The 25,131-nt window shown below is 34.4% G+C and carries 23 protein-coding genes; 11 read left to right on the top strand and 12 right to left on the bottom strand.

Going from position 1 to position 25,131, the window contains the following annotated elements; translation table 11 throughout:
* Nucleotides 1-8: 8 nt before the first annotated feature.
* From AB8B52_RS01985 to AB8B52_RS01975, 3 genes are read left to right on the top strand one after another with little or no spacing between them, the layout of a single operon-like run.
* Nucleotides 9-890, top strand: a complete 882-nt coding sequence (locus tag AB8B52_RS01985) for a sterol desaturase family protein (RefSeq protein WP_406024716.1) — start codon at nt 9-11, stop codon at nt 888-890.
* A 46-nt stretch (nt 891-936) separates the two neighbouring features.
* Nucleotides 937-1,818 carry a DUF547 domain-containing protein gene (locus AB8B52_RS01980; protein WP_406024715.1) on the top strand — a complete coding sequence of 294 codons (882 nt, stop codon included), beginning with the start codon at nt 937-939 and terminating at the stop codon, nt 1,816-1,818.
* Nucleotides 1,811-2,638: a TIGR04283 family arsenosugar biosynthesis glycosyltransferase gene (locus tag AB8B52_RS01975; protein ID WP_406024714.1), complete on the top strand. Its 828-nt coding sequence runs from the start codon at nt 1,811-1,813 to the stop codon at nt 2,636-2,638. Before AB8B52_RS01980 ends, AB8B52_RS01975 begins: the two co-directional genes overlap by 8 nt.
* A 59-nt stretch (nt 2,639-2,697) precedes the next feature.
* On the opposite strand, the gene AB8B52_RS01970 is transcribed toward AB8B52_RS01975, so the two are convergent.
* From AB8B52_RS01970 to AB8B52_RS01945, 6 genes are all read right to left on the bottom strand, one after another.
* Nucleotides 2,698-3,228 (bottom strand): hypothetical protein, encoded by a 531-nt coding sequence (locus tag AB8B52_RS01970; RefSeq protein WP_406024713.1) that lies wholly within the window; start codon nt 3,226-3,228, stop codon nt 2,698-2,700.
* Between the two features lie 117 nt (nt 3,229-3,345).
* Entirely contained in the window at nt 3,346-4,080 is a 735-nt protein-coding gene (locus tag AB8B52_RS01965) for a metallophosphoesterase family protein (protein ID WP_406024711.1), read from the bottom strand.
* A 354-nt stretch (nt 4,081-4,434) separates the two neighbouring features.
* Nucleotides 4,435-5,697: an outer membrane protein assembly factor gene (locus AB8B52_RS01960; protein WP_406024710.1), complete on the bottom strand. Its 1,263-nt coding sequence runs from the start codon at nt 5,695-5,697 to the stop codon at nt 4,435-4,437.
* Between the two features lie 64 nt (nt 5,698-5,761).
* Nucleotides 5,762-6,763: a glycoside hydrolase family 113 gene (locus tag AB8B52_RS01955; protein ID WP_406024708.1), complete on the bottom strand. Its 1,002-nt coding sequence runs from the start codon at nt 6,761-6,763 to the stop codon at nt 5,762-5,764.
* Nucleotides 6,764-6,798: 35 nt separating this feature from the next.
* Nucleotides 6,799-7,746 carry a hypothetical protein gene (locus AB8B52_RS01950; protein WP_406024706.1) on the bottom strand — a complete coding sequence of 316 codons (948 nt, stop codon included), beginning with the start codon at nt 7,744-7,746 and terminating at the stop codon, nt 6,799-6,801.
* Nucleotides 7,747-7,799: 53 nt separating this feature from the next.
* Nucleotides 7,800-8,510 carry a DUF547 domain-containing protein gene (locus tag AB8B52_RS01945; RefSeq protein ID WP_406024705.1) on the bottom strand — a complete coding sequence of 237 codons (711 nt, stop codon included), beginning with the start codon at nt 8,508-8,510 and terminating at the stop codon, nt 7,800-7,802.
* Between the two features lie 206 nt (nt 8,511-8,716).
* Here AB8B52_RS01945 and AB8B52_RS01940 point away from each other — a divergent pair, with 206 nt between their 5' ends.
* The 7 genes from AB8B52_RS01940 to AB8B52_RS01910 all read left to right on the top strand — a co-directional run bounded on the left by AB8B52_RS01940 (nt 8,717) and on the right by AB8B52_RS01910 (nt 17,541).
* Complete coding sequence (locus AB8B52_RS01940; RefSeq protein WP_406024703.1) at nt 8,717-10,021, top strand: NAD(P)/FAD-dependent oxidoreductase; 1,305 nt, start codon at nt 8,717-8,719, stop codon at nt 10,019-10,021.
* A 178-nt stretch (nt 10,022-10,199) separates the two neighbouring features.
* A complete protein-coding gene (locus AB8B52_RS01935; RefSeq protein WP_406024701.1) occupies nt 10,200-11,789 on the top strand; it encodes a 4Fe-4S binding protein in 1,590 nt (529 codons plus the stop codon).
* Complete coding sequence (locus AB8B52_RS01930) at nt 11,789-12,259, top strand: toxin-antitoxin system YwqK family antitoxin (protein WP_406024699.1); 471 nt, start codon at nt 11,789-11,791, stop codon at nt 12,257-12,259. Before AB8B52_RS01935 ends, AB8B52_RS01930 begins: the two co-directional genes overlap by 1 nt.
* Complete coding sequence (locus AB8B52_RS01925; protein ID WP_406024697.1) at nt 12,259-12,978, top strand: glycosyltransferase family 2 protein; 720 nt, start codon at nt 12,259-12,261, stop codon at nt 12,976-12,978. Before AB8B52_RS01930 ends, AB8B52_RS01925 begins: the two co-directional genes overlap by 1 nt.
* A 56-nt stretch (nt 12,979-13,034) precedes the next feature.
* Nucleotides 13,035-14,468 carry a cellulose synthase family protein gene (locus AB8B52_RS01920; protein ID WP_406024884.1) on the top strand — a complete coding sequence of 478 codons (1,434 nt, stop codon included), beginning with the start codon at nt 13,035-13,037 and terminating at the stop codon, nt 14,466-14,468.
* A 180-nt stretch (nt 14,469-14,648) separates the two neighbouring features.
* Nucleotides 14,649-16,067 (top strand): ATP-binding protein, encoded by a 1,419-nt coding sequence (locus AB8B52_RS01915; protein ID WP_406024695.1) that lies wholly within the window; start codon nt 14,649-14,651, stop codon nt 16,065-16,067.
* Between the two features lie 4 nt (nt 16,068-16,071).
* Nucleotides 16,072-17,541 carry a mannosyltransferase gene (locus AB8B52_RS01910; protein WP_406024693.1) on the top strand — a complete coding sequence of 490 codons (1,470 nt, stop codon included), beginning with the start codon at nt 16,072-16,074 and terminating at the stop codon, nt 17,539-17,541.
* Between the two features lie 62 nt (nt 17,542-17,603).
* Here AB8B52_RS01910 and AB8B52_RS01905 read toward each other — a convergent pair whose 3' ends face one another.
* The 6 genes from AB8B52_RS01905 to AB8B52_RS01880 all read right to left on the bottom strand — a co-directional run bounded on the left by AB8B52_RS01905 (nt 17,604) and on the right by AB8B52_RS01880 (nt 23,727).
* Nucleotides 17,604-17,969 (bottom strand): hypothetical protein, encoded by a 366-nt coding sequence (locus AB8B52_RS01905; protein ID WP_406024691.1) that lies wholly within the window; start codon nt 17,967-17,969, stop codon nt 17,604-17,606.
* A gap of 261 nt (nt 17,970-18,230) precedes the next feature.
* A complete protein-coding gene (locus tag AB8B52_RS01900; RefSeq protein WP_406024689.1) occupies nt 18,231-18,557 on the bottom strand; it encodes a hypothetical protein in 327 nt (108 codons plus the stop codon).
* 46 nt (nt 18,558-18,603) lie between these two features.
* On the bottom strand, nt 18,604-20,133 hold the full coding sequence (locus AB8B52_RS01895) for a bifunctional GNAT family N-acetyltransferase/carbon-nitrogen hydrolase family protein (RefSeq protein ID WP_406024687.1): 1,530 nt from the start codon (nt 20,131-20,133) through the stop codon (nt 18,604-18,606).
* On the bottom strand, nt 20,133-21,110 hold the full coding sequence (locus tag AB8B52_RS01890; RefSeq protein ID WP_406024685.1) for a deoxyhypusine synthase family protein: 978 nt from the start codon (nt 21,108-21,110) through the stop codon (nt 20,133-20,135). Before AB8B52_RS01890 ends, AB8B52_RS01895 begins: the two co-directional genes overlap by 1 nt.
* Complete coding sequence (speB, locus tag AB8B52_RS01885; protein ID WP_406024683.1) at nt 21,100-22,050, bottom strand: agmatinase; 951 nt, start codon at nt 22,048-22,050, stop codon at nt 21,100-21,102. The genes AB8B52_RS01890 and speB overlap by 11 nt, the downstream gene beginning before the upstream one ends.
* 195 nt (nt 22,051-22,245) lie before the next feature.
* Complete coding sequence (locus tag AB8B52_RS01880) at nt 22,246-23,727, bottom strand: arginine decarboxylase (protein WP_406024681.1); 1,482 nt, start codon at nt 23,725-23,727, stop codon at nt 22,246-22,248.
* Between the two features lie 545 nt (nt 23,728-24,272).
* Here AB8B52_RS01880 and AB8B52_RS01875 point away from each other — a divergent pair.
* Nucleotides 24,273-24,809: a YcxB family protein gene (locus AB8B52_RS01875; protein WP_406024679.1), complete on the top strand. Its 537-nt coding sequence runs from the start codon at nt 24,273-24,275 to the stop codon at nt 24,807-24,809.
* Nucleotides 24,810-25,131 lie beyond the last annotated feature (322 nt).

Genomic DNA, 25,131 nt, shown 5'->3' with positions numbered 1-25,131 from the left:
GAAGTTACATGGAAAAATACATAAACATCATAAAAAACTCATATTCGGGATATTGGAATTATCTCAAACACGAGCTCATTGACCTTAGTCATTGGGATAACTACTTCTATGGTCTTATAATAATTTCAATAGTGGTTTGGCTGCTTGAAATTGCATTTCCATGGCGAAAAAAACAAGGGTTATTTAGAAAAGATTTTTGGTTAGACACGTTTTATATGTTTTTCAATTTCTTTATTCTTAACCTCATTATACTTATCGCGTTGTCAAATACGGTTGCAGAATTCTTTAATGATGGTTTGTCGGTTATTGGATTATCGTTAGCTAGCTTTCAATTATTTGATTCCACCGATTTACCAAAATGGTTAGGTTTATTAATTTTCTTTTTAGTGAATGACTTTGTGCAATGGAATACTCATCGCTTGCTGCATCGTGTGCCTTGGCTTTGGAATTTTCACAAAGTCCACCACTCAGTGAAACAAATGGGCTTTGCTGCGCACTTACGTTACCATTGGATGGAACCTGTAGTTTATAATTCTATCCGATATATTCCTTTGGCTATTATTGCAAATTATAGTTCGCAAGATGTTGCTATTGTTTACTTTTTTAGCATTGCTGTTGGTCACTTAAATCATGCTAATTTAGGTTGGGATTATGGCATTTTAAAGTACATTTTTAACAATCCGAAAATGCATATTTGGCATCACGCCAAAACATTACCAAACGATGTAAGTTATGGTGTTAACTACGGACTAACATTGAGTATTTGGGATTATATTTTTAAAACGGCTCATATACCACACGATGGTAGAGATATTGAATTGGGTTTTGAAGGTGATGAAACATTTCCAAAAGATTTTTTGAGTCAGGAATTGTATCCATTAAAAAAGTAATTTGTCGTTCAGAGCAAAGCGAAGCATCTCATAATTCTTAACCAACATGAAATACGTATCAATTTTAATATTAAGCTTATTTGTTTTCTCATGTTCTGGAACAAAAAAAGCTATTGAACCACAACCTGAACCAGTAAGAGAAGTTGCTACTGTAACTGACGTGAAAGACATAGTTGAAATTCCATCCGTACTAGACACACCAAACAACGATAAAACTAATGTTCCAGAACCACCCAAACCACCTAAATTAGAGGAGGTAAAAATTACAGATCATTATTATCCAGAAGAGTTCAATCACAACAGATGGAATATCTTACTTTCGAAAAACGTTTCTAAAAATGGGAATGTCGACTACAAAGCTTTTAAACATAACCCTCTAGAATTACAAGTTTATATAGATGATTTAAAACACAACCTTCCAACAGAAGACTGGGATAAAAAAGACAAACTCGCCTACTGGATTAATGCCTACAACGCACTTACCATCGATTTAATTCTTAGAAATTACCCAACCAAAAGCATTAAAGACATTAAAGACCCTTGGGATCAACGGCTTTGGCAATTTGGTGATACTTGGCAAAACCTTAATGATATTGAACACAAAATTTTACGCAATATGAACGAACCTCGTATTCATTTCGCCATCGTTTGTGCTTCCATATCTTGTCCTAAATTACAGAACGAAGCGTTTACGGCTGCAAATTTAGAAGCGCAGCTAACTAAAGCTACTAAAGAATTTTTAGCAGATACCTCGAAAAACAAACTGTCAGAAAACACTATTGAAATCTCTAAAATCTTTAAATGGTTTAAAAAAGATTTTGAAGACCATGGCAGTTTAATTGATTTTATAAATCAGTATTCGGGTGTTACAATTTCTAATAAAGCAAAAAAAAGTTTTATGGATTACAATTGGGATTTGAATGAGTAAACACCAAATTTCAATAATTATTCCTGTTTTAAATGAAGTTGAAATCATTGGTGATTTATTGAAACATCTCATTGCAAATACTGACACTGACACTCTTGCTGAAATTATTGTGGTTGATGGTGGTAGTACTGATGGGACTTTGGATATTTTGAGACCTACTCGGTTTCAAAAACCTAGTAGGTCTGATATGAATTCAAAATCAACTAAAAGTCTCGACTGCACTCGACCAGACATAACGTTAATAAGCAATGAAAGAAACGCAGAATCAAGTTCAGCATTGGAGAATCACTCAAAAATACTTTTTATTAATTCTCCAAAAGGCAGAGCAAAACAAATGAATCTTGGCGCAAAAGAAGCCAAAGGCAACATTTTATATTTTCTTCATGCTGATTCCTCTCCACCAAAAAACTTTAATCAACTTATAATTAATGAAGTCCAAAAAGGAAATTCAGCAGGTTGCTTTAGAATGCAGTTTGACAGCGCGCATTGGTGGCTAAAATTAGCGAGTTGGTTCACGCAATTTTCTTGGCGTGCTTGCAGAGGTGGTGACCAAAGTCAGTTTATAACAAGAGTATTATTTAATGAAATTGGCGGTTATGATGAAAATTACATCATTTACGAAGACAACATCTTAATTAACGAACTCTACGCACGAAACCAGTTTGTGGTTATCAATAAAAAGATTAAAACCTCGGCACGTTTGTATAAAAAACATGGAGTTTGGAAGGTTCAATATCATTTTTGGACGATTTATGTAAAAAAATGGTTTGGTGCTTCGGCTGCGGATTTGTTGGCTTATTATCATAGACATATCCGTTAAACAAAAAAAGCTGTCAAAAAAATTGACAGCTTTTAACTTAAAGTCGCTTTTGCGAGTGATTAATTTATTCTTACCAGACGGATTTCGTTGGTGGTCGTGTAAGTATCACCTTCAAAAACCTCTACATCACTACCCGTGACAGTTACATTATTTCCATCAAAAAACGTCACATCCTCAGTCGACCCAAAACCAAATGTTATAGTTCTATTGGTAGCATTTAATGAATAAGATCCTTCTTCTCCATCTAAAGTCTCAATTTCTGTATCCGACACAGGCGCCTGACTGCCAATAGTTTCTACAAAAGTAAGCACATAAGCACCTGATGCAGTATAGTTGCCATTAGCATCAAATGTGTAAACAGCATCATCAAAAGTACCTGCCGAAAATGTTTCAGACTCAAGAAAGATTGTACTGCCATCAGATGCTTGTGTAGTGATAACTTCAGAACCTTCTAAAAATGTAATTTCATAGGTTCCTGCAAAGTTGGCAAAGTTTAACTCAACTACGCTAGGTGCATCAACATCATCATCTCCACAAGATGCTAAAGTTAGCATTGCTGCTGTAAATAAAACGAATTTTAAAATTTTCATATTGCTTTGTTTTTAAATTAGCCGCAAATATATAAAAACGGCCTAAGTGTTAGACTTTTAATTTGATTTTTTTGTTCAAATAACTAAACGCTAAAATGCTAAGTATCGTATTTTATTTTAGTGTTTTTTATTCCTTCCCATTTCGTTTGGATATAAATCCATCACACGATCAGTCTGAAAAATTTCTTTGGTTTCTAAATCTATTGCAGATAATGGACCTGTAAAAGCTGCTCCCGTATCAACGTTCCAAACATTAACCGCATTCATAGGTTGTAATATTCTATAGTTCGTGGTTGGTGTGTGTCCAATGTAGATTTCAGAATAATGTTTTAGTCGGTTTGGGTATAATTCGGACTGTTTTTCAATACGCCTATCCATCGTTAAAGCCATTTCCCAAAGGGTTCTGTCAAAATAGAAATTTTCTTTAAGGATTTCCTTTTCTACACCATGCATTGAAGTAAATCCTGCATGAATAAACAATCGGTTTTTAGCATCGATATGGAACAATTGCATATTATCAAAAAAGTATAAATGTTGTTTTTTATCTTCTTTGGAAAACGTCTGGTAACTTTCAACAGCTTCTTTTCCGCCATGCGCTAGCCAAACTGGGTTTGCATCTCCGGTTCTTAACCACTGCTCGCACCACAAATCGTGATTACCTTTAATGAAGATGCAATTGTTAGTTTTAGACAGTTCAATTAAAAACTGAATGACTTGCGCAGATTCGCTCCAGCCATCAACGTAGTCTCCTAAAAATATAAGTTCATCATCTTTAGTGAGTTTAAGTTCATTTAAAAGTTGAATTAAAGCTTTCAGTCCGCCATGAATGTCTCCTATTGCAAATGTTCGCATATTTCTTTCTGTTTTTACGAAATTAAAGCTTTCGATTTATAAATAAAGTTATAAACAGAATCCTTTCTTCGAGATGACGAGTTCGATTAGCAAAACTTACGCCTAGCAAAGCACTATTTGCCTTTAAACGATAAATGAACTACTCATAGATTCTTGAAACATTAATGAAATCCCATTCTTAGACGAGATTAGTTCCACCAGCAAAACAAACTGCGAGCACAGCTCTTCTTCATTAGAAAATGTGAACTACAATTAATGTTTTGTGGAAAGTACAATGAGATCCCGTTCTTCAACGGGATTAGTTCGACCAGCAAAACAAACTGCGAGCGCAGCTCTTGTTTGTTTTGGGTCTCACTAGAAATACTGACCAATACCAAACACAAATCCTTGAGTCGAATTTGGCGTAATCCCTACACCATAATCTACTCTAAAAGTAGCATTAAAGATTTTTTTGTGGATAAAACGCAACCCTACACCAGGATAGATTCTTAAATTATCGGAATCTGCAAAATCACTTAAGTCACCGCCTGGATTTCTCCAGCTTCCAGCATCTACAAAAGCATTGCCTTGTAAGCTAAACCAATCTTTTTCATACAGTGTGTGTCTGTATTCTGTATTCAAAACAATAGCACCTGTCCCTCGGTCTATCAAGAAACCAACACCTCTAATATTTAAATTATTATCTACTGCAAATGGTGCAAAAGGTGTGTCATCATTAGTCGCAAAGCCGATGCGCATGCGATTTGCCCAATTGCCTTTTTTTCCGAAGCGTTTAAAGTATTGAAAATCATTCCAGCCAATTAAAAAATCGGGTAATTTTTTATCGTCTCTAGAATGTACATATTGAAAATTAAAAATACTGCGAAACCCTTCCACATACTGATAATCATAATTCAGATTGTTGTATTCGTAAATGAGTTTATAGAGTAACTTTTCTACAACCAAAGCCTGAGGCACGTTAGGATTTAAAGCTCCCGACTGGTATGCATAATCTTCCGTAAAGAAGTTTAACCCGAATTCAATTCGATTGGTGAAATTGATTTGATAGAGTCCTAAAACTTCTATCGATTCATTATTATAGCGATAATCCGCAGTAGTATTATCAAAAAAGACTGGCTCTAAAGTGGTTAAATTTTGAAAGTTTACAGCCATGCCCAATTTACGCGAAAACAAAAAAGGGGCTCTAAAATTAAGTGCATAAGAATCGAAGATATCTTTTTGATAAAAACCACCAAGTATGATATTTTGTCCGAACAAATTAAATTCGTACACACCTAAACGGTAAGCAAATTCATCATCAATTGTGGTATATACATTTGCTGAAGGAATAATGGTGAAATTCTCTACAATATTGTAAAAGACATTATACGCGTTGGGTGCTTCTGCTGGAAATACTTGATAATAAGCATGCGCAATGGAAGGCAAGCGTTTTAACAATTTCATATCTTCTTCAATCACAGCAGAATCTAATGCCACTCCTGATTTTACAAGTGTGATCTTTTTTACAAATGAAGATTTTAATTTTTTGTTGCCCTGAATGGACAAATCGGCCACAGTGTTTTGTTGCGCATTACCTAGTAACGCTACTAAAAAAAATAAAAACAAAAGCTGTTTCATGTGCTAGCTAATAATTTACTTAGTCGTTAAGCTTAAATCTCCTTACCAATAAATTCTTGAATTTTTATTTTTTTCTTGTATAATACGTTTTAATTACCGCTTCAACAGGTTTATTTTGCGGAGTAAACATAGGATTGTCTGCGCCACCAACTTCGTCGTGTTTATGAAACCATTTCCAAATAAAACCACCTGCAAACCAATCTTCTTTCCAAAAGGTGTCATAGAGTGCTGTTGTAGTATTGACTTGTGCTTGTAAATTCACGTCTCCCATATTTCGGTCATAAATCCAAGGTGCTTTTCCCGAAAAATCAACGCTTCGATAGCCATATTCCGTAAATAAAATAGGCTTATTTACCGTTTTTGATAATTTTTCAATGATGGGTTTATGTGTTTTCCAACCTTCTAAACACGCTTCAACCGTTGGTGTTTTTTCATCACTTACAGGAAAATAAGCATCGATACCCACAAAATCGAGTTTCTCCCAAAATGGTGTGCGTCTAAACTCGTCCCAATTTGCCGCATACGTTAATTTACCGTCGTATGTACGTCTTATGTTTTCAATTAAACGAAACCAATATTCTGGTCTGTATTTTATAAATAACTCAAGCTCAGTACCAATGCACAAAATGGCGACATTGAGTTCTTCTGCTAAGGCTGCATATTCTAAAATAAAACTAGAATAGGAGTCTTCGAGTTCTTTCCAACTGTCTTCAGACGTCATCATTATGTCTCCTGTAAACTCACCTTTCCAGACCCAAATCTGTGGTTTTATCATTATTTTGATGTTCTTCTTCCGAAGTTCTTCAATATACTGCTTAGCACCAGCTCTGGTTTCTCCAAACCATTGCCTATCCGTATTATGAATAATCTCAGGATGGTCTAAATTTTTTATAAACCCAAAAGGCATTACTGCAGCATAATTTGCATTGACTGCAACCACAGGATTGACATGCGTTTCGTCAATAACATCTCTTGAAGCTACGAAACTGACACCATTTATTTTCTCTTCTTGGGCAGAACAGGATGTTAAGACCAAACAGAACAACAACCACTTAAAATTAGTCATAGAATTATATTAAGTGACTAATTTAGAGATATCCTTTAAAATAATGCTCTTAATCCTATATTAAATGTTTGTCCTAAACCTGTATCCGTACCTCTTACAAAATTGGAATATAAAAATTCAACGTTTAACTCGTCCGTTAATTGGTATTTGGCACCACCACCAAGAATCGTTGCATCTTGACTAAAATCGTTGTTTCCAGCATCATTACCTCCAAACGAAATGAGCTGTAAATGTTGCACTAAACCTAATACGGTAAATTTAGAAGTTGGAAAATAACTTAAAAATACACCAGGCGTTAATCGCAAGCTGTTGTAAGCAAAACTAGCCTGCTCACCAAAATTATATTCTGTATTCAACTCTGTAAATAATTGCCAATCGCCTCCTGCAAAACTGTAATCATAAAAAAAACGGTTTTGAAAAATGAAACCGTCTTGGTCTAAAAATACACCTCCATTAATTTCATTACCATTTGGATCAAAAACTGGATCTTCCGATTCATTATCAATTAATGGAATATGAAATGCCGTTTGTATAGTAAAATTGCTCACAGACTTAATAGGATTAAACTTAATAGCGGGAGCAAATGAGGTAAATCCAGAACGCGCTGAACCACGCTCTCCATCAAATGAAAACACATCAAGGGCACCTCTCTCGTTTAATGCGTTTGATTCAACATTAGAGCGAAACTCTAGTAAAAGACCAACATTGAAATTATTATTATCCGAGATTCCTGTGAAAATATCAACACTTGACGTGAAAAATGTATTCCTAGGAATATCTCGTTTATCGCCATTAGGGCCAAATAAATCGGACGTTTCGGTATAAAGGTTATTAAACCACTTAATATCCCATTGCCCTTTATTCAATAATTTAGATGGCGTGTATTCTTGGATGACACTTTTTTCTTGTTCGTCATCTTCTTGTGAAAATCCGATTAATGACATCACCATTGCCATTACTAAAACGCTTACTTTTTTTATCATTGCTTTTTTTGTTTGGTTTGATCTAATTTGAGATCCTTTTCTTTAAAAGGATTTTACTGTTTGTTTAAATTCCAATTGTATTCGAAATAACTCAATTTTGCGTTCTCAGGAATTTTTTCTGTTCTGTAAGCATTTATAAAATCTATTTCTGTGGTGCCGTTCATAGTAAAATCTTCTTTGTACCATTCCATGATTTTAGAGGCTTCTACTTTTTTCTTTTTGGCATTCACTTTTAAGAAACTACCATTAATAGCAATTTTAGTTTGTTCCTCTAATTGCGCATCTAAGGTATTTGGCATGTACGCTTTATCAATTAAAGGCGGACAACCAATAGCACCACAAACGAGCACAAAATGAAAGCGTGCATCTTTAAAATTCCCTCTTAGCAACTTATGTTCAATATCGTTTAGTGTAATAGTTTTACCACCTAAATTATAAGTAGTCTTATCGAAAAATCCTTTATTATCTAAGGGAGATTTTGTCGGGTAATTGTCAATAACACCCTTAATTACAGCAATGTTATAAGCGTTAATCCAAAAGGCTTGGTAGTTATTAACATCTGATTTTTGTATAGAAATACCTTCTCCAATTTCTAAAATATCATTTAATTCGGTTTGATTTTTATGAATAACCGCGTATGCGACCTTTCCGTCTTTAACATGTTGATTCATAAAAGTATTGGTCTTTGACAAGAAGGTCTCTAAATTCTGTGCACTCATAGTAATCGTTAAAGAGAGTGCGAATAAAAAAGTATATAATTTCATAATATTTGAATTGACTTTATCTAGTTGATGGCTCTTCTGTCGCACATAAAATCAGTGACTTACAAAAACTTTAAAAAAAACTGAACGTCTCACTGTACGATAAAACCTTACACTCTTTTTTAATTTAAATTCTTTCTAAATTAAAAATTAGAATTAAGTTTCTATCTTTAGTACCGACCAAGCACTAACTAACCATCAAAATCACTATGGAACATGTCGTTATTATAGGTAACGGAATTTCTGGAGTTACACTCGCCAGACACATCCGAAAATTATCCGATAAAAAAATCACCATTGTCTCTGCTGAGACTGATTATTTCTTCTCACGTACCGCCTTAATGTACGTGTATATGGGACATATGAAGTTTGAACACACCCAACCTTACGAAAACTGGTTTTGGAAAAAAAACCGTATCGACCTTAAAAAAGGGTATGTAAAAACTGTTGACACTGCATCAAAAACACTTCATTTTGCAGAAGGCGATACACTTAAATATGATAAATTAGTTATTGCCACAGGAAGCAAGCCTAATAAATTTGGTTGGCCAGGACAAGATTTAGAAGGCGTAATGGGCATGTACCATAAACAAGATTTAGACAACTTAGAAAAACAAGCGCCTAATAAAGACGTCTGTAAACGCGCTGTTATTGTTGGTGGTGGATTAATAGGCATTGAATTAGCAGAAATGTTGAATTCTAGAAGTATTCCGGTCACCTTTTTAGTGCGTGAATCTAGTTTTTGGAATGGCGTATTACCAGAAGGCGAAAGTGAAATGATTAATAGACATATTAAAAATCACCATATCGATTTACGATTGTCTACCAATTTGAAAGAAATAAAATCAGACGAAAACGGCAAGGTAAAATCTGTGATCATTGAGGAAACTGGCGAAGAATTAGCATGTAATGTGGTTGGTTTAACGGCAGGAGTCACGCCAAATATTGATTTTATAAAAGATTCAGACATTGAGACGGGTCGTGGTGTTAAAGTGAATCGTTTTCTAGAAACGAACATTCCGGATGTGTATGCCATTGGTGATTGTGCAGAACAACATGAGCCCATTGGAAACCGCAGAACTATTGAAGCGGTTTGGTACACAGGACGTATGATGGGTGAAACTTTAGCGCAAACCATTTGCGGCAACCGAATGGCATACAAACCAGGCCATTGGTTTAATTCAGCAAAGTTTTTAGATATTGAATACCAAACCTATGGTTGGGTGTTTGCTGAACGCGGCAGACCAGAATACGAGCAACATTTTCACTGGAAACATGACGATGACACCAAATGCATCACAGTCGCTTATCATAAAGCCACTAATGAATTTTTAGGCATCAATACCTTTGGCATTAGAATGCGACACGAAACTTTTGACAAATGGTTAACAGAAAAACGCGATGTTGATTATGTGATGAACCATCTTTCTGAAGCTAATTTTGACCCTGAGTTTTACACGCAATTTGAAAGTGAGATTCTCTCAGCTTATAACAGACAATTAACAAGCGTATAATTATGTACCAGACCTTTCAGGTTTTTAACCTTCGCTTAAAGCTTCGGATAACAAAGGAAACCTGAAAGGTCTAAAAAATAATCAACTCGAATCTAGAAGGTCGTAAACACTTGGTTCGTTATCATAAAACAATCCCTACAAGGTTTTTGAAACCTTGCAGGATAAAAACAACAACAACATGAGCAATAAATTAAATCACAGCATGTCTTTAGCAACACCAGATGCCTTAGACATTACCACCAAACAAAAAATAGCTCTGGCTATCGGTGTCATTGGTCTTTTTATACTAACCCTCGCGCTTTTTAATACTAATTTTCCGAATGAAGGCCTATTTTTAAGTCTTTCACTTGGCTTAATTGCGGTTGGTATTATTGTTTACTCTCGAGAAGCTTATGTAAACAAACTAGAAGGTATAAAAAATGACGGACAGTGGTTTAAATCCATTTCGTCTCGTGGTATTTGGGGCTGGGTTGTGGGAGTTATTTTAACAACCTTTTATATTGTCTTGTACTTTTTTCCAAAATATTTAGGACTTGGTACTGATGGCGCAGAAAACACAGGTTTAATAAGCCTTTTTGATCCTTTAAGTCAATTGTTAAGCGGCAGAAATGCAAGTCAATGGTTTGTTTATGGTACACTTTATACGCTTGCTATTTTAGCGTTTGGTTATAAATTTATGCTTAAATACAGACATAACCGTTACCAACAAGTACGTACCGTTTCTGTGATGTTTTTTCAATTAGGCTTCGCTTTTTTGATACCCGAATTTATGTACGTTATGAATAACGACTTACCATATTACGATCTCAAATCAATGTGGCCACTTAATTATTACATTTTTGATGAATGGTCTGTAAAAGCGTTTCTATCTAATGGAAATATTGGACTGGGATTAATTCTTTTTGGTATTATTACCATTTTTGTTATTTCACCAATTTTAACGTATAAATATGGTAAACGTTGGTACTGCTCATGGGTCTGTGGCTGTGGTGGTTTAGCCGAAACTGCAGGAGATTCATTTAGACATTTATCATCGAAAAAAATGTCTGCTTGGAAAATAGAGCGTTGGTTAATTCACTTGGTACTTGTGTTCTCGGTAGTAATGACCACTGCAATGGTTTACACCTATTTAGGGTATGACAGTAATGATTTCTGGCTTACAAGAGGTATTTTTATTTCTTTAGTTATTGGATTTTTAACTCTAGTTTTCGCAGGAGTTATGTACTTTAAAGGAAAAGAATTTGGCAAAGATGCTAAATACGGAGCCATCGGATTTTTTGTGACGATTGCGCTGTTGTTAATCCTTCATTTTACAGGGACAACAGATCATGTGTTCTATGCAAAGGCTGGAGCGTTACGTTCTGCCTATGGAATTTATATCGGTTCAATCTTCTCTGGTGTTATTGGCACAGGTTTTTACCCCATTTTAGGGAGTCGTTCATGGTGCCGTTTTGGTTGTCCAATGGCAGCAATTCTCGGATTTCAACAACGTTTATTTTCTAAATTTAGAATAACAACTAATGGTGGTCAGTGTATTTCTTGTGGTAATTGTTCTAACAGTTGCGAAATGGGAATTGATGTTAGGCATTATGCTCAAAAAGGTGAAAACATTGTGCGCTCAAGTTGTGTGGGCTGTGGTATTTGTTCTGCGGTTTGCCCAAGAGGAGTGTTAAAATTAGAAAATGATAGTATGAAAGGCCGAATTAATCCGACAGAGATTTTATTAGGCAACGATGTTGACCTCATGGACTTGGTAAATCAAAAATAATGCGACTCCTATTTGTTATTTTTCTTATTTGTAATTTCGCAATCGGACAAAAGCACTATCAAAAAAACTATTTTGATAATGGCAAGTTAGAATCTGCTGGTTGGATTGAAAATGGCAAAAGAATAAACTATTGGAGAACCTATTATGACAATGGTCATCTAAAATCTGAAGGACATCACAAAAAAAATATAAGGATTAAATACTGGAAACTTTATAACGCGAAAGGCTTAAAAGAAAGTGAAGGACATTTTGAAAATGATAAAAAAACCAAATGGTGGATTTTTTACGACAGTCATGGTTTAGTTAATCATAAATGTCAAATTAAAAATAATCAAAAAAATGGCTATTGTTTAATTTACAAAGATGAAGCGTTGACATCAGCTTCAAAATATTCTCGTGGAAAAAAAGTAAAAGAATGGACCGATTTAAAATCATTTAAGAAAGAAAATAAATTATCAGATCTATATTAATGACCAAAATCGTAGTTATAATTCCTGCATACAACGAAGAAGCATCCATTCCTCTTGTCATCAAAGACATTCCTAAAACTGTAGATGAGATTATTGTTATTAGCAATAATTCAACAGATCACACGGAAGCTAATGCCAAAAAAGCTGGAGCTACTGTTTTAGTTGAACATCGAAAAGGTTATGGTTTTGCCTGTTTAAAAGGCATGGAGTACATTGCTTCGACTTACTTCGACTCCGCTAAGCACAGCGACCCATCCAAAAAACCAGATATTGTCGTTTTTTTAGATGGAGATTACAGCGATTATCCCGAAGAACTGACAAAAATTGTACAACCTATTATAGAAGAAAATATCGACTTTGTAGTTGGAGCACGTATAAAAGAACTTCGAGAAGAAGGGTCTATGACCATGCCTCAAATTTTCGGAAATTGGTTAGCTACTAGCTTAATGAAATTATTCTTTCGTTCAACATTTACAGATTTAGGGCCTTTTAGAGCTATAAAATACGATAGGCTTTTAGACTTAAAAATGGAAGACAAAACCTATGGCTGGACGGTTGAAATGCAACTTAAAGTCTTGAAGCAGAAGTTAAGTTATCGCGAAATTCCTGTAAATTATAGAAATAGAATAGGTGTCTCAAAAGTTTCAGGAACCGTAAAAGGTGCTATATTTGCTGGCGTAAAAATTCTTGCATGGATTTTTAAATACAGTTTTAAGTGATTTATCTTCAATATACCATAATCATTATCTACACGATTGCCATCGTACTCATTTTTATGTATGCTTTAGCGCAATTGAATTTGCTTTATAATTACCTCTCGTCAAAAAAGAAACGTAACGATTGTGAGACTTTCGATTTTTCAAATCCAGCTGAGATTCCTCTAGTGACTATTCAGCTTCCTGTGTTTAATGAAATGTATGTCATGGAGCGCTTGTTAGACAATATTGCACTTTTAGAATACCCAAAAGATAAATTAGAAATTCAAGTTTTAGATGATTCTACAGATGAAACCGTTGCCACAACAAAAGCACATATCGCACAATTATTTGAAGCTGGTTTAGACATAACGCATATTACCAGAACAGACAGAAGTGGTTTTAAAGCTGGTGCGCTTAAAGAAGGTTTAGAAATTGCTAAAGGAGAATTTATAGCCATTTTTGATGCTGATTTTTTACCACAGTCGAATTGGCTAAAACGTACCATCCCATATTTTAAGAACGAAAAAATAGGCGTTGTACAGACACGTTGGGGACACATTAATCGTGATTATTCATTACTGACTAAAATTCAAGCTTTTGCCTTAGATGCACATTTCACTTTAGAGCAAGTCGGTAGAAACAGTAAAGGCCATTTTATCAACTTTAATGGTACTGCTGGTGTGTGGCGAAAAACATGCATTCTCGATGCTGGCAATTGGGAAGGAGATACACTTACCGAAGATTTAGATTTAAGCTATAGAGCACAACTTAAAAATTGGGAATTCAAATATTTAGAAGATGTTGAAACTCCTGCCGAATTGCCTATCGTCATTAGTGCAGCACGTTCGCAACAATTTCGTTGGAATAAAGGAGGTGCGGAGAACTTTAGAAAAATGTTTAAACGCGTTGTAACGTCAGATCATATTTCGGCAAAAACCAAAATACATGGCTTACTTCACTTACTCAACAGCACCATGTTTTTAAGCATTTTTACCGTTGCTGTTTTAAGTATACCGATGCTTTATATAAAAAATGAGTATGCACATTTACGTAACTATTTTTATATTATGAGCTTCTTTGTAATGAGCACCATCATCTTCTTTGTGTGCTATTGGTTTATGTACAAAAGCATCTATGGTAGTGGCTTTAAAAAGTTCTTTGGCTATGTTGGCATGTTTTTTACTTTTTTCTCTATTGCGATGGGTTTTTCGCTGCACAACTCTATTGCAGTGCTCGAAGGACATGCAGGTAAACGCAGTGATTTTATCCGTACACCAAAATTTAATATCAGTAAGTATAAAGACAATTTTAAGAACAATAAATACTTGCGTAAAAACATATCGTCTAATGTTATTATTGAAGGCATCCTAATGCTCTATTTTGGTTTTGGTATGTACAGTGCCTTTGTGGTTGGTGACCAAGGAGGCGACTTTGGTTTGTTTCCGTTCCACCTTATGCTATTTATTGGTTTTGGGTATGTCTTTTTTAAATCTTTAAGTTCTAAGGTTTAATTTTTTACGTTGTTAATACTCTTTTTTTTCCGCCTCACTGTTCATTGATTTGAAACACACTTCTACTATACTTAGCGTAAACACTATAATTAAGGATACTTTCCGCTGAGTATATATTTTATATGTAGCGAAAAATACTTATATTTGTTTCATTCCGCTAAGTATTAAAACAATAGACTTATGGTTGGTAGAGAAAAAGAACGCCAAATAATGCATAATTTACTTCAGAGTAAAGAAGCAGAACTACTGGCTCTTATTGGGAGACGACGTATTGGAAAAACCTACCTCATCCGTGAAACCTATAAAGCACATTTACAATTTGAAATTACAGGTATCCAAGATGCTCATTTAAACCAACAGCTTCAAAATTTTTCTACACAACTCACCGATTACTCAAAATCACCAATACCATTACAAACGCCAAGCTCTTGGCCTGACGCTTTTACACAACTAAAAATTTATTTAGAACAGTTACCATCATCTAAAAAAACCGTCTTATTTTTTGACGAATTGCCTTGGCTAGCCTCACAACGCTCTGGGTTTTTGCAGGCTTTTGCTCATTTCTGGAATAATTGGGCGAGCAAACAGCCCATAATAATTGTTATTTGTGGCTCAGCAGCAAGCTGGATGATAGACCATGTTGTGAATCACAAAGGTGGCTTGCACAATCGGATTACAAAACTTATTAAACTGCAGCAATTTTCACTAAAAGAAACGGAAGCTTACCTCATCAGTAGAGCTATAAAATTAAGCCGCTACCAAATTACACAAATCTATATGGTAATGGGTGGCATCCCTCATTATCTCAAAGGCATACAATCTGGTTTAAGCGCAGCACAAAACATTGATAACATGTGCTTTCAAAATCACGGATTACTAAAAAATGAATTTTCAAATTTGTATGCCGCACTTTTTAAAAATGCGGATAATCATATACATATTGTGACTTGCCTTGCCAAAAAATGGAAAGGCTTGTCGCGTCAAGATATTTTGAAATTAAGCCAACTGAAAGATGGTGGTACGTTTTCAAAATTATTAGAAGAACTGGAAACTTCAGGATTTATAACGTCTTATCTTCCCTTCGAAAACAAGAAAAAAGACACCTTATACCGTTTATCAGATGCGTATTCCTTATTCTATCTAAAATTTATTAAAGGGAAACGACACACGTCTTGGATGGCACTATCGCAAAGTCAGGCTTGGAAAAGCTGGACAGGTTATGCCTTTGAAAGTTTATGTCTGCAACATGATAATGAACTAAAAAAAGCGCTAGGCATTTCCGGTATATATAGTGAAACATCGAGCTATTTAAAAAAAGCTGATGATGAGAGTTCTGGATTTCAAATAGATATGCTTATTGACCGAAGCGACCAAGTGATTTCTGTTTGCGAAATGAAATTTTATGCCTCAGAATTCACCATTACTAAAAGTTATGCTCAAACCTTACGACAAAAACTTACAGGTTTTAAAGAAGCCACAAAAACAAAAAAACAACTCTTTTTAGTTATGGTAAGTACTTATGGCATCACAGATAATATGCATAAAATTGATTTGGTTTCTAATGACATTAGTTTAAACGATTTATTTATATCCATTTAAATTTATGTTCCATCTCGCATTTTTCATTAAAAACAAATTCTTAATACTACTCGTTTTATTGAGTGCTATTCTCTATTGGTTTTTTGCATACCAGATGATTAGAACCGATTATAAAACACTCGTTCTCACCTATAGTTTGTTGTGGTTAATTTTTCTTTTAATCCCGATAGTTATCGGGAAGAAATATGCTCAGGACAATTTTAAGTTACTAACACTAATTGCCTTTATCAGTCGTGCTATTTTCATTTTTGCTATTCCGAACTTATCACAAGATTTTTATCGGTTTATTTGGGATGGACGGATGCTATTTGAAGGCTTTAATCCTTATTTATATACACCAGATTCGTTTATAAACAACGGTAAGTTTCCAGTGTTTGAAGCGCAAGAATTATATAATGGCATGGGAGCTTTGAGTTCGTCTCACTTTACTAATTATCCACCTATAAATCAGTTGTGTTTTTATATTGCTGCTTTATTCTCAGGAAAAAGCATTTTGGGCTCCGTAACCGTATTGCGTCTTTTAATTATTGCCGCTGATATTGGAACTTTATACTTTGGAAAAAAACTCTTAGAGCGTTTAAAACTGCCACCAAATCGTATCTTTTGGTATATTTTAAATCCCTTTATTATTATTGAATTGACTGGGAATCTTCATTTTGAAGGCGTGATGATTTTCTTTTTGGTTTGGAGTTTGTATCTGTTACATTCTGGCAAATGGAAATGGGCTGCTGTGGTTTTAGCTTGTTCTATCTCTGTGAAACTGATTCCTTTGATGTTATTGCCTTTGTTTTTTAGATGGTTTAATTCGGCTCGATTCGACTACGCTCAGCGACCATCGTTCGGTAACCAAGAACAAAAATCAGCTTCAAATCATTTAAATACCGATAAGACCTCACAAGTTTTGAAAACCTGTGAGGTATCCTACTTAAAACTCATTTGGTTTTATCTAATTATTGGTTGCACTACGATCTTATTGTTTCTGCCCTTTTTCTCCATGGAATTCATTAACAATTACTCTAAAACGGTTGGCCTTTGGTTTGGGAATTTTGAATTTAATGCCAGCATCTATTATATCGCTAGAGCAATTGGTTATGCCATTACAGGTTATAATGAAATAGCGATCATCGGAAAAGTGCTTCCTGTTATTTCAGTGCTTGTCATTTTGTTCTTTTCATTTTTCAAAAAGAATCATACCATTCCAACATTAACAACCTCTATGCTTTTAGCATTTACTTGCTATTTGTTTTTGAGTACCACAGTGCATCCTTGGTATATTGCTACTTTAGTTATTCTATGCGTATTTACAGATTACAAATTTCCTTTGGTTTGGTCGTTTGCACTAATTCTAAGTTATTTGGCTTATGCTAACGCTTCAAATTCTGAAAATCTTTGGATTATTGCTTTGGAATATGGAATTGTATTTTCAGCTTTTATTTGGGAAGTTTTCATCAAGAAAAAACCTCAACATTTATAATATTGAAAAAAATTCAACACCACAAATACTGAGGTCTATTTTTAAAAAAAAGTACTTAAAACTTACAACTTCTTAATCTTTAAAATCTTATAGATTTCATACGTTTCCTTATAACCATCTTCTTCTTCGTATTCTGTAATCGCATAAGTGATTTCAAAACGCTTACCAACCATGTCCTTAGACTTTAAGTTTATCGCTTTAATAGCCTCTTCAGAAATTTCAGAAAAATACATAGTTTCTTCACTATCGTCGTCTTCGTCGTCTGCTTTTACAATAAACGCATAACCATCGTCTGCATCGTAACCATCAAAAATGGCTATAGTAGTTGTTGTTTTATCTTTAGTATTATTTTTCTTTTCCAATAAAGCATCTGCACTAAATACAACGATTGCACAAATGAATGCTAATAAAAATTGTTTATTTTTCATCTTGAATAACATTTAATATATTACTAATAACCTTGTTTTAAAACATTGATTACCTCATATTTAAGATACCGTTATGCCACAAAATTGTTGCATAAACATGTCATAAATATTTCGATATTTTGTTTTGAATTATTGGGAATTAGCCACCTCAAGACCAAATGCTTTTAGATTATAAACTTATAGTTATAATTACTGTGGACGCTTAGAAACGTTTCTTCTTAAATCTCGTTCGGTTTTTTTAGGAAAAATAAATAGTATGTTTTATTCAAAATCTTCATCCTCAGCACCTGGTTCCAAATCTGGATCGACGACAGCATCTGGATCATCATCTGCAAAATCTTCATAATCGTCTTCATCATAATTTTCCATGGTCTGCTCTAACTTTGTACTCACTTTTACTAAATACTTAGTATCTTCTGTAGTTACTTCGACAGCTTCAACGGTTTCGTTTTTAGCATTTTTAAATGAGATAACGTTATCATCATCGTAACCATGTGGATATTTTTCTACCAGAAGTGCTAAAATTTCTGGTGTTAATTTTTTAAAATCAACGATTACTCGTTTTAGGTGTGCGTCTTTTGGTTTCATCTTTAATAAAATTTCTGGAGCTAATTTTTTTTTTTAAATATAATACTTATTTGTTTACACGAATCACATCATAAAAATCTTTTCTGCGATCTTTTAAATTTTTTACCGCTCCAAACGCATGTAATTCTCTTAAAAGACTTAAATCTACATCTGCTACTAAAATCATTTCGGTGTTTGTAGTAGCTTCAGCCTTGATGCCATTATTAGGAAATGAAAAATCGCATGGAGTAAATACAGCGGATTGTGCATACTGAATATCCATGTTATTTACATTCGGTAAATTACCAACACTACCAGCAATAGCGACGTAACATTCGTTTTCAATTGCACGCGCTTGCGCACATAAACGTACACGAGAATAGCCATTTTGTGTGTCTGTTAAAAATGGAATGAACAAAATATCCATACCTTCATCTGCCAATAGTCTTGATAATTCAGGAAATTCAGAATCGTAACAAATAAGAATGCCGATTTTCCCTGCATCAGTTTGATAGGTTTGTAATTTATTGCCACGTTGCATGCCCCAGACTTTTGCTTCGTCTGGTGTTACGTGAAGTTTTTCGTAACGCTCCAAACTACCATCTCTTCTGCATAAATAACCCACATTATACAAGTTATCATCGATAACTTCTGGCATGCTACCCGTAATAATATTGATATTATACGAAATAGATAACTGTTGCATTTTCTCAACAATTGCGCTCGTGTATTTTGCTAATTCTCTAATGGCTTCTGGCTCATACATATGGTTGAACTTAGCCATTAATGGTGCATTAAAAAACTCAGGAAATAATGCAAAATCAGATCTGTAAGCAGAAACACTATCTACAAAAAATTCGACTTGCTGCATTAAATCTTCAAGCGTATTGTACGGACGCATTTGCCATTGTATTAAGCCCAATCTCACAATCGACTTAACGGTACTTGCTCTTTTGCTTTTCTTGGTATAATAGATATTATCCCATTCCATTAAAACCGCATATTCATTTGATGCTGTATCTCCTTCCAAATAACCTTTTAAAACACGAACCGGATGAAAATCATTAGAAATCTGAAAATTTAAAACCGGATCATGAATTTCTTTACGTTTTACTTTTTCAATGTATTCCTTAGGTGTAAGTGCTTTGTGCTTATGATAATTTGGCATTCTACCACCAAATACAATGCCTTTTAGATTTAAATTTTCGCAGATTTCTTTTCTGTAATCATATAGACGTCGTCCTAAACGCAAACCTCTAAATTCTGGTTTTATAAATACATCGATACCATACAAAACATCACCATAAGGGTCGTGATTTTTAAACGTTTCGCCTTCAATAATATCTGCATAGGTATGGTTGTCGTCTATCTTATCGTAATCTACAATAAGTGATAAAGCTGAACCTGCCAGAACACCATCAATTTTTATAACGACTTGCCCTTCTGGAAAAATAGAAGTTAAACGCTCAATGTGACCCTTCTTCCAAAATGAATCGAGCACGCCTCCATAAGACTCCAATGTTGCTGATTTTAATTCTTCAAAATCGTCAACCGTTAAGTAGGTTAATTCTATATTTTCAATTTTCTGATCTTCCATTACATGTCTAAGAGGTAAGCAAAAATTAATGGCGCCACAATGGTCGCATCACTTTCAATAATAAATTTTGGTGTGTTAATATCTAGTTTTCCCCAAGTTATTTTTTCGTTTGGAACGGCTCCAGAATATGATCCGTAACTGGTTGTACTGTCACTAATTTGGCAAAAATAACTCCAAAATGGTGTTTCTGGTCTTTCCATATCTTGGTATAACATTGGCACCACACATATTGGGAAATCGCCCGCAATGCCGCCTCCAATTTGAAAGAATCCGATGCCATTTTCAGAATTATTAGTGTACCAATCTGCTAAAAACGTCATGTATTCTATACCAGACTTCATAGTACTTGCTTTCAATTCGCCTTTAAGCACGTAGCTTGCAAATATGTTTCCCATGGTACTATCCTCCCAACCAGGACAGATAATTGGTAGGTTTTTTTCAGCAGCCGCATACATCCATGAATCTTTAATATCAATTTCGTAATGCTGCTCTAAAACACCAGATAATAATAATTTGTACATGTACTCATGAGGTAAATAACGCTCGCCTTTGGCTTCAGCATCTTTCCAAATTTTAACGATATGCTCTTGAATTCTTCTAAAGGCTTCCTCTTCTGGAATACAAGTATCTGTTACACGATTTAGACCTTTTTCAAGCAAATCCCATTCGTCTTGAGGTGTTAAATCGCGATAATTTGGCACGCGTTTGTAATGACTATGCGCTACCAAATTCATGATATCTTCTTCTAAATTAGCTCCAGTACATGAGATAATTTGAACTTTATCTTTACGAATCATTTCAGCAAAAATCTTTCCTAATTCCGCAGTACTCATGGCACCTGCTAAAGAGACTAACATCTTAGCACCAGCATTTAATTGGTCTTCATACCCTTTTGCGGCATCAACCAAAGCTGCTGCGTTAAAGTGTAAATAGTACTTTTCTATAAATTTTGAAATTTCTCCTTTATTAGTAGTCATCTTCTGTATTGAATTTAGATTTCTTGTTGCCTTCACTGTTTGAATCGCTGAAGTTACTTTCAAAGTTGTCTTCGATATTTTGATCCATAAACTTATAGCTCAACATTTTGTAATATAATTTTGCCGCTAAAAAATCTGAAGACTTCTCGTTTTTATTTGGGCATAATTCTACAATATCAAAACCAACCACATTCTTTTCCTCGAACACTTGTTTTAAGAATTCTAGCGTTTCGTAATACAATAAGCCTCCTGGTTCTGGTGTCCCTGTACTTGGCATAATTGACGGATCGAAAGCATCTAAATCGAATGTAATAAAAACATTGTCTGTCATTTGGTCTATTGCAGCATCCATCCAGCTATCGTCTTCAGCCATTTCGTGAGCGAAGTACGTTTTGTCTTCGTCCATAACGGTTTTCTCAAGAATATCCATTGAACGAATACCAACTTGAATTAAATTGGTGGTTTGGCTCGCTTCGTAAACTGCACATGCGTGATTGCAGGATGACCCTTCGTAGCTCTCGCGTAAATCGGCATGCGCATCGATATGCAATACCGTTAAATCATCGAACATTTCGTTGAAGGCTCTAATAGTGCCAATTGAAATAGAATGCTCACCACCAAAAACGGTGACAAACTTGTTCTTTTTAATGTATTTTTTTGTCGCTTCGTGCACAGCATCTACCATCGCTTCTGACGACGTAGTTTCCGTAACCGCTTCTGCTAAAAAGACCCCTTGTTGGTACACTTCAGAATCCGTTTCAATATCATAAAGTTCCATATTTGCCGAAGCATCTAAAAAGGCATCAGGCCCTTTATCAGCTCCTTTTTGCCATGTACTTGTACCATCGTAAGGTACAGGAATTAGTACAATTTTTGATGTTTCTAATTTTGAAAATTGATCTGGAATACCAGCGTAAGTTGTTGTTTTTATGTGTGTCATTTTTATTTTGTTATTAAGGTCACATAGAACATCCTTAAAATTAGCTTTGTTATTTTAAACAATTAGTTTGGATGTTTCATATACATTTCGCACGAATGCAGAAATCTTATTAAATTATACTTTAATTTGTTTTAAAACACCCCTAAAGTCCCCTCAAGAGGACAATCTAAATTAATAGGCATTTTGACTATAAGTTTAGACTCTTATTTCCGAAAGCTCCGAAGCTTTCTTTTCAACTTCGACTTTGATTTCAACTTCGACTTCAGCTTCGGTTTCGGTTTCCATTTCATAACCCAAAATCCCTAACAAGTTTTCACTTTTTTGTTGTTCTGCAAAAACTCTGGTGGTTACGTTGCCATCAGCATCTCGTTGTAATAAAATATGCTTTGGTGTTGGAATTAAACAGTGTTGTAATCCGCCAAAACCTCCAATCGTTTCTTGGTAAGCTCCTGTATTAAAAAAGCCAATGTACAAGTCTTTTTCTTTATTGTATTTTGGTAAATAAATAGCATTGGTGTGTTGCTCGCTGTTGTAATAATCGTCGCTATCACAAGTTAAACCACCTAAGAGTACACGCTCGTAATTATCGTGCCAACGGTTAATAGGTAACATAATGAAGCGCTTATTTATAGCCCAAGTATCTGGTAAGGTTGTGATGAACGATGAATTAATCATGTTCCATTTTTCACGGTCGTTTTGTTGTTTTTGGTATAAGATTTTGTAAATAGCACCACCACTTTCACCAACGGTAAAACTGCCAAATTCTGTAAAAATGTTTGGTGTATCAACGTCCTCTTCTTCGCAAACCAATTTTATTTGGTTCACAATTTCGTCCACCATATAAGCATAATCAAAATCGAAAGCCAATGAGTTTTTAATAGGGAAACCACCTCCAATATTTAAACTATCTAAGCTTGGGCAAATTTTCTTTAAAGCGGTATATACCTTTAAACATTTGTGTAATTCGTTCCAGTAATACGCATTATCTCTAATGCCTGTATTGATAAAAAAGTGTAACATTTTAAGTTCTACTTTTTTATTCTGCTGAATTTGATTTTTGTAAAACGGTACAATATTCTTGTAACCAATACCCAAACGCGAGGTGTAAAACTCAAATTTTGGTTCTTCTTCTGAAGCGATTCTTATCCCAACTTTAAATTTCCCTTTAATTTCTTGAGACAGTAGTTCAATTTCTTCGTAATTATCTATAATAGGAATGGCATTTTCATGACCTTCATTAATAAGATCTGCGATATTTTTAATGTATTGATCGCGTTTAAACCCATTACTTAAAACGAAAGTTTGGTTTGTAATCTTGCCTTCTTTTTTCATGGCTTTTACAATATCGATATCGAAAGCCGACGAGGTTTCAATATGAATATCATTAGATAGTGCTTCATCTAAAACATGCTTAAAGTGCGAACTTTTGGTGCAATAGCAATAGTTGTAATTGCCTTTGTAGTTGTACTTTTCAAAAGCATCGGTAAACCACTTTTTGGCACGCTGAATGTTATTGGATATTTGTGGTAAATAGGTGAATTTTAATGGTGCACCGTGTTCTTCAACCAGTTTCATTAGGTCAATATCATGGAAATGCAAGGCTTTGTCCTCTAGCTTAAATTCTGGCTGAGGGAAATCGAAAGATTGATCGATGAGATCAACGTATTTATTATTCATGTGATAAAATAGTTATTCAGGTAAAATGTAAATTAAAAACGCAATAAAGTAGAAGGTGCTTTATCTCATACCTGAATTTGGCTTTGCGTCGTAGGCACAAAACCATAAATGTGCTGACTGGCAGCAATGGAAGAAGCGGAAGTTAGCTCTAAAATTCGGTTACTTAACCTGTAAGCTGCTCTTGAATATGACTTCCTAATTTTCAAGAACCCGAACATATAAACATGTTTCAATTGTTCAGCTAAAAATTGGAATTAAAGTATTTACACCTCTACCAATTTTCGCTGCAAATTTAATTTATTTTTTAATATGGCAAACTTTTTTTTGTTTTTTTTGAATGTAATTTAAAGTAATGGATTTTGGTGGTTTTAAACCGAAATTCAATCGTTTATAACTACTTAATTAGAAAAAATGAAGCCTTTGAATACTGCTGTAAAAGAATTATATTTACTAACCAATAGTAACATAAGTATTACGATAACCTCAACTACTTAAGGGATATGAGTAATAAAAGTTGCTTTATAACAAGTTGCCATTAATACGAAATGACTATAAACTATCAACTTACAAACTCGGATTTTTTAGAATATCAGCTTTATACTTCTTCAAAATCTGAATTACATAAAAAAAGACGATTTCGCTCTCGAATAATCGTCCCAATAATTTATTTACTTATTGGACTTTATTTTGCGAATAAAAACGAAAACGGTGGAATTGGAATTATAATGGCTGGAATCGGAATTGGATGGTTTGCTTTTTATCCAATGTATTCTAAATGGAGATATAAAAAGCATTTTCAAAAGCACGTTGAAGAAAATTATAAAAATCGGATTAATAAACCTGTGGAAATTGACTTTGATGAAAATTCTGTGAATGCCAAAGATTTTACGTCTGAAAGCAAAATAAACGGAACTGAACTAAAGGAACTGATTGAAACAAAAAACCATTTCTTTATAAAATTGACAACTGATTTATCACTAATTGTTCCAAAACATTCGATTGGAAATCAAGCGGAATTTAAGAAACGTGTGACTGAATTGGGAGCTGATTATGTTGACGAACTGAATTGGGAATGGAAATAAGTACTAATGGCAACAATGTGTATAATTCATTGCTAGTTATAGCCTACTTACGAAAGTCCTCGCGGACTTTCTATCCGTGATTTATTTGCTAACTTTAGTGCTTAAACACGCAACTAACCATACACAAGACAGTTAGCAACAATAGGTGCAAAAAAACTTTTTTCCATTTTTGCAATTTAAATGGCAAAGCTCAAGTTCAATTTTTTATCTACTTACTTGTAGCTCGAAAATCTTTTTTTGGAGAACTAAACGCACAATGGTCGTTGCATTTTCTGCAAAGGTTAGTTATCATTCCGCAACAATTTTCCAGCGTATTCCTTAA

Origin of the sequence: Winogradskyella sp. (assembly GCF_045105575.1) — a bacterium.
Taxonomy (GTDB): domain Bacteria; phylum Bacteroidota; class Bacteroidia; order Flavobacteriales; family Flavobacteriaceae; genus Winogradskyella.
This window is presented reverse-complemented; position numbering and strand designations above follow the sequence as displayed.

Excerpts from the sequence above, each read along its gene's own strand:
- AB8B52_RS01960 (WP_406024710.1), bottom strand. The coding sequence starts at position 5,697 with ATGAAACAGCTTTTGTTTTTATTTTTTTTAGTAGCGTTACTAGGTAAT.
- AB8B52_RS01955 (WP_406024708.1), bottom strand. The coding sequence starts at position 6,763 with ATGACTAATTTTAAGTGGTTGTTGTTCTGTTTGGTCTTAACATCCTGT.
- AB8B52_RS01930 (WP_406024699.1), top strand. The coding sequence starts at position 11,789 with ATGCGACTCCTATTTGTTATTTTTCTTATTTGTAATTTCGCAATCGGA.
- AB8B52_RS01935 (WP_406024701.1), top strand. The coding sequence starts at position 10,200 with ATGAGCAATAAATTAAATCACAGCATGTCTTTAGCAACACCAGATGCC.
- AB8B52_RS01920 (WP_406024884.1), top strand. The coding sequence starts at position 13,035 with ATGTATGCTTTAGCGCAATTGAATTTGCTTTATAATTACCTCTCGTCA.
- AB8B52_RS01950 (WP_406024706.1), bottom strand. The coding sequence starts at position 7,746 with ATGATAAAAAAAGTAAGCGTTTTAGTAATGGCAATGGTGATGTCATTA.
- AB8B52_RS01915 (WP_406024695.1), top strand. The coding sequence starts at position 14,649 with ATGGTTGGTAGAGAAAAAGAACGCCAAATAATGCATAATTTACTTCAG.
- AB8B52_RS01925 (WP_406024697.1), top strand. The coding sequence starts at position 12,259 with ATGACCAAAATCGTAGTTATAATTCCTGCATACAACGAAGAAGCATCC.
- AB8B52_RS01945 (WP_406024705.1), bottom strand. The coding sequence starts at position 8,510 with ATGAAATTATATACTTTTTTATTCGCACTCTCTTTAACGATTACTATG.
- AB8B52_RS01985 (WP_406024716.1), top strand. The coding sequence starts at position 9 with ATGGAAAAATACATAAACATCATAAAAAACTCATATTCGGGATATTGG.
- speB (WP_406024683.1), bottom strand. The coding sequence starts at position 22,050 with ATGACACACATAAAAACAACAACTTACGCTGGTATTCCAGATCAATTT.
- AB8B52_RS01895 (WP_406024687.1), bottom strand. The coding sequence starts at position 20,133 with ATGGAAGATCAGAAAATTGAAAATATAGAATTAACCTACTTAACGGTT.
- AB8B52_RS01905 (WP_406024691.1), bottom strand. The coding sequence starts at position 17,969 with ATGAAAAATAAACAATTTTTATTAGCATTCATTTGTGCAATCGTTGTA.
- AB8B52_RS01975 (WP_406024714.1), top strand. The coding sequence starts at position 1,811 with ATGAGTAAACACCAAATTTCAATAATTATTCCTGTTTTAAATGAAGTT.
- AB8B52_RS01940 (WP_406024703.1), top strand. The coding sequence starts at position 8,717 with ATGGAACATGTCGTTATTATAGGTAACGGAATTTCTGGAGTTACACTC.
- AB8B52_RS01970 (WP_406024713.1), bottom strand. The coding sequence starts at position 3,228 with ATGAAAATTTTAAAATTCGTTTTATTTACAGCAGCAATGCTAACTTTA.
- AB8B52_RS01980 (WP_406024715.1), top strand. The coding sequence starts at position 937 with ATGAAATACGTATCAATTTTAATATTAAGCTTATTTGTTTTCTCATGT.
- AB8B52_RS01890 (WP_406024685.1), bottom strand. The coding sequence starts at position 21,110 with ATGACTACTAATAAAGGAGAAATTTCAAAATTTATAGAAAAGTACTAT.
- AB8B52_RS01965 (WP_406024711.1), bottom strand. The coding sequence starts at position 4,080 with ATGCGAACATTTGCAATAGGAGACATTCATGGCGGACTGAAAGCTTTA.
- AB8B52_RS01900 (WP_406024689.1), bottom strand. The coding sequence starts at position 18,557 with ATGAAACCAAAAGACGCACACCTAAAACGAGTAATCGTTGATTTTAAA.
- AB8B52_RS01875 (WP_406024679.1), top strand. The coding sequence starts at position 24,273 with ATGACTATAAACTATCAACTTACAAACTCGGATTTTTTAGAATATCAG.
- AB8B52_RS01910 (WP_406024693.1), top strand. The coding sequence starts at position 16,072 with ATGTTCCATCTCGCATTTTTCATTAAAAACAAATTCTTAATACTACTC.
- AB8B52_RS01880 (WP_406024681.1), bottom strand. The coding sequence starts at position 23,727 with ATGAATAATAAATACGTTGATCTCATCGATCAATCTTTCGATTTCCCT.